The sequence below is a fragment of the uncultured Sphingomonas sp. genome (genome assembly GCF_946477935.1).
Lineage (GTDB): Bacteria > Pseudomonadota > Alphaproteobacteria > Sphingomonadales > Sphingomonadaceae > Sphingomonas.
On sequence record NZ_CAMLAC010000272.1, the window covers coordinates 1 to 4,227 of the forward strand.

Sequence of the window (4,227 nt, forward strand, 5' to 3'; positions counted from 1 at the left end):
CTCCAGCGCCAGCCCGCGCGCCTCCCCCGTCACCAGCGCCGCCGCCGCCCCGTCCCCGAACTGCAACTGCCCCATCAGCGCACCCACCTCCGGTGTCGCCTGCAGATGCAACGTACACAGCTCGACCGTGATGACCAGCACCCGCGCCTGCGGCTCGGACCGCACGATATGCCGCGCCGTGCGCAGCGCGGTCACCGCCGCATAACAGCCCATGAACCCGATCAGCAGCCGCTCCACCGAGGGGGAAAGCCCCAGCCGGCGCGCCAGGATCTGGTCGATCCCCGGCGCCACGAAGCCGGTGCAACTGGCCACCACCAGGTGAGTGATGCCGCCTAGGTCGGCCTGCGCTGCGCACGCGTCCACGGCGGCGGCGGCAAGCTGTGGTGCGGCCTTGGCATAGATGGCCATGCGCGCGGCCGTGCCGGGCAACGGGGCCTTGTCGTAAAACCCGCCATCGCCGATCTGCGGGCGACCATCGTCTCGCGGCGGCAGCACGGAAAAACGGTGGTCGATCCCCGCACGCCCCGCCATCCGCGCGAATATCCGCGCTTCGCGCCCGTCCAGCAGGTCCGCCGCCCAATCGCAATACATGGCGTGAACATCATGGCCCGGCACCGCAGTACCGATGGCGTGGCAATAGGCAGTCACGAAAATCCTTGGGCCGGAGAGACTTCTCCAACGCACGACCTGCGCGCGAGTGCCCTCAGTTCGGCGGTTCCACGGGGTCCGACGGCGCAGGCGCGCCGTCACGCTCGGCCAGATGGTCGCCCCCCACCGCATAGCGCTCCTCGACCAGCGCCATCGCCTGTCCGACATGCGCGGCGATGTGATAGTTGCCGGCGTCCTCCAGAAGCATGCAGGCTTGTTGAAGGAGCGCATATACGCGCTGAGCATCCATGACGTCGCCCTTCCAAGAAACTAACCTCGATCAACCATAGCGCTGCGCCAATGTCCATGCGCTCATATATGTTACGAGGTCATGCTGACGGCCGGTGCGATCATCCTTGCGGACGAGGGAACCAAAAGATTGTTTGGGATATCATGCCATTGTAGATAACGTAATCAGATCAATAACAAAACTACCGCCATTCCGGCGGGCATGTGGGAGCATGCTGGAGGTGTCAGGGGTGAGCAACGAAGCGGCCATCGGACTGGTCAACGAACTGGCGACGCGCTTGTCCGGCATTGTCGAGGAGTTTGGTCGGCGCACCGATTCGCTGGTGGCCGCCTCGCAGGAGACGGACGGGCCGGATGAGGAAACGCTGATCCGGATCGCCGGCCGGCTGATCGACCAGCGCAAGCGACGACGCAACTTCCTGCCGGACGAACTGTTCCACGAACCGGCCTGGGACATGCTGCTGTCACTGTTCGTTGCCTATCGCCGACGCCAGACCCTGAACATCAAGTCGCTGGTGTCCACCGCCGATGCCCCCGTCACCACCTCACAGCGCTGGATCGAGCATCTCGACAAGCTGGGCCTCATCACCCGCGTGATCGACCCCGCCGATCGTCGCCGGATCGAAGTGTCGCTGAACGAAAGCGGCCACAACGCGATGACGCGCTATCTGGAGGACGTCGCCCGGCGGCAATGATGCCTTGCGGACCCGCCGGCCTGACCTGCAGGCCGGTTCATCATAATGAAGGGAAGATGGTGCGGTCGAGAAGACTCGAACTTCCACGGCCTTTCGGCCACAACGACCTCAACGTTGCGCGTCTACCAATTCCGCCACGACCGCACACTTGATCCACCGGGCTGGCCGATGGCTGGTAGGCCGGTGCCCCTAGCAGAGCCTTTTGCCTCCTGCAACACGCTTCGCGCGAAACTCTTCATTCCCCGGCGAAACTGAGTTCCAGCCGCTTGGAATTGGGCGGCACGTCCAGCTTGGCCGAGTTGAAATCGATCGCCGCACCCGGCCCCAGTGTCCGCTGTTGCGGCGTGATCGTCCAGTTGAACACGACACGCCCCTGCGCATCCTTCAATTCCGCCCGGATATCGGGCACGCGCTGCCGGTCGCTCGACGGGTTGGTGATCTGCCCGCTGACCGCGAACAGTTCCGATCCGTTGGCCAGTTCACGCCGCTCGATCGGGTTGTCGCGCAGCCGCAGCGGTGATTCGGTGCTCCCCAGCCCCAGGCTGGCACCGATCCCCGGCGCGCCCAGCCACAGGATCGCGATCACCCCGACCAGCATCAACAGCCCCGCCGCCACCGCACCGATCGTCCAGCGGCGCGCAGTGTTGCGGCGCTGGCGGAAAGGCGGCTGGTGCGCAAAGGCGTCGAAGCTCTCGGCCGCCGGCGTTTCGGTCACCGGCGGCGGTGGCGGCGCGGACACGAAGCTGGGCAAGGGCGGCATCGGCGCGGCGGGCGCGCCCTCCGATTCGCTCGCGTCGTGATCCGCCGGCTTGTCCAGCGATACCGCCGGCACCGGCACGGGTTCGAGTGGCAGCTCCGGCGGCGACTGGAACCAGCTATGCCGGCAATTGGCGCAGCGCACCGTGCGCCCGTCATGCCCAATCGCGCTGTCGGGCACCAGATAGCGGGTGCGGCACTCGGGACATTCCAGGATCATGCGGGTTGGCGCTTCACGAATGGGCCCGGATAACGTCGGGCCTTTGAACCGATCCTCAGTAAGCACGCCGCTCGGTCATGTGGCAAGCTTGAAGCGTCGGCCCGCTCATGCCAAGGCCGGATCAAAGGCATGACCCGAGCGATCGCGACCCTTTGAGCGCCATGGCGAACATCGTCCAGTTCGAGAATGTCGGACTGCGCTACGGCGCGGGTGAAGAGACGCTGGCCGATCTCAGCTTCACGCTTCGCGCCGGCAGTTTCTATTTCCTGACCGGGGCCAGCGGTGCCGGCAAGACCTCGCTGCTGCGCCTCCTCTATCTCGCCCAGCGCCCCAGCCGCGGCATCATCCGGCTGTTCGGCGAGGACGCCGTCATCATGCCGCGTGAGCGCCTGCCCGGCTTCCGCCGCCGAATCGGCGTTGTGTTCCAGGACTTCCGGCTGGTCCCGCATCTCAGCGCCGCCGACAATATCGCGCTTCCCTTACGCGTCGCCGGCATGTCGGAGGCGAGCATTGCGCAGCCGGTGCGCGAAATGCTTGCCTGGATCGGCCTGTCCGAACGCGCCCAGTCCCGCCCTGCCACGCTGTCGGGCGGGGAACAGCAGCGCGTCGCCATCGCCCGCGCGGTGATCGCCCGCCCCGAGATACTGGTTGCGGACGAGCCGACCGGCAATGTCGATCCCGCCATGGCCGAGCGCCTGCTCCACTTGTTCGATTCGCTGCACAAGCTGGGCACCACCGTGGTCGTCGCCACCCACGACCTGCACCTGATGAACCGCCTGCCCTCGGCCCAGACGATGCGGCTGGAGGGCGGGCGGCTGCTCGATCCCACCGGCGCGCTGCGCCATCCGCCCGTGCGCATGAACGCGGATGACCGCGAATGAGCGGGGCGGGCACCGAACGGCGGGTACTGGACGAGGCACCGGGCATCCGTGCGATGACGTGGGTGATGGCGATCATGCTGTTCCTGACGCTGCTTGCCGCCGCCGGTGGCCTTGGCACCGCCCGCGCCGCGCGCGCGCTCGACCGCCAACTGGCCGGACGACTGACGGTACAGGTGATGGAGGGCGAGCCGACCCGGCGCGAGGCGACCACCCGACGCGTACTCGCCGCGCTGGGCGACCGTGAGGAGGTGGTGCGCACCGTGCGCGTACCGCAGGCGGAACTCGCCGCCATGCTGAAGCCCTGGCTGGGGGCCGACGCCGCCGATGCCGGCCTGCCCGTGCCCGCGCTGATCGATGTCGATCTGGTCGATACCGATCCCGCCACCGTCACCCGCGTCGCGCAGGTCGTGCGCGCCGTGTCCCCCGCCACCGTTCAGGTCGAGGAACATGCCACCTGGATGACGCCGGTCAGTGGGTTCCTTTCCTCGATGACATGGCTGGCCGGGCTGGTCGTCATGCTGATGATGGCGGCGACCGGCGCGGTGGTGATGCTGGCCGCGCGCGCGGGGCTGGAGGCGCATCGCACCACGATAGGCGTCATGCACATATTGGGCTCCACCGACGTGCAGATCGCCCGGCTGTTCCAGCGCCGGATCGCGATCGATGCCGGGATCGGCAGCGCGGCGGGCGGGCTGGGCGCGCTCGCCGTCATCCTGCTGGTCGGCGGGCAGATGGCGGCGCTGGGCGGGTTGTCGCTCGCCGACCTGATCGCGGCGTC

At 67.5% G+C, this 4,227-nt stretch carries 5 protein-coding genes, 1 tRNA gene and 1 pseudogene; 3 read left to right on the top strand and 4 right to left on the bottom strand.

The features are described from left to right. Positions 1-654, bottom strand: a pseudogene (locus Q0U08_RS18140) (type III polyketide synthase); the annotation flags it as partial. Between the two features lie 49 nt (positions 655-703). Beyond that, positions 704-856, bottom strand: a complete 153-nt coding sequence (locus tag Q0U08_RS18145) for a hypothetical protein (protein ID WP_298093077.1) — start codon at positions 854-856, stop codon at positions 704-706. Between the two features lie 271 nt (positions 857-1,127). Between Q0U08_RS18145 and Q0U08_RS18150 the strand changes: the two genes are divergently transcribed. Next, a complete protein-coding gene (locus tag Q0U08_RS18150; protein WP_298093078.1) occupies positions 1,128-1,592 on the top strand; it encodes a hypothetical protein in 465 nt (154 codons plus the stop codon). A gap of 57 nt (positions 1,593-1,649) precedes the next feature. On the opposite strand, the gene Q0U08_RS18155 is transcribed toward Q0U08_RS18150, so the two are convergent. Together Q0U08_RS18155 and Q0U08_RS18160 are read right to left on the bottom strand one after the other, a co-directional pair. After that, positions 1,650-1,736 (bottom strand) — tRNA-Leu (locus Q0U08_RS18155). Between the two features lie 91 nt (positions 1,737-1,827). Further along, positions 1,828-2,568 carry a zinc-ribbon domain-containing protein gene (locus Q0U08_RS18160; protein ID WP_298093079.1) on the bottom strand — a complete coding sequence of 247 codons (741 nt, stop codon included), beginning with the start codon at positions 2,566-2,568 and terminating at the stop codon, positions 1,828-1,830. 161 nt (positions 2,569-2,729) lie between these two features. Between Q0U08_RS18160 and ftsE the strand changes: the two genes are divergently transcribed. Both ftsE and Q0U08_RS18170 read left to right on the top strand, forming a co-directional pair. Then, entirely contained in the window at positions 2,730-3,449 is a 720-nt protein-coding gene (ftsE, locus tag Q0U08_RS18165) for a cell division ATP-binding protein FtsE (RefSeq protein WP_298093081.1), read from the top strand. Further along, positions 3,446-4,227, top strand: a 782-nt coding sequence (locus Q0U08_RS18170) for a permease (RefSeq protein WP_298093083.1), incomplete at its 3' end; no start/stop codon positions are given. The genes ftsE and Q0U08_RS18170, both read left to right, overlap by 4 nt.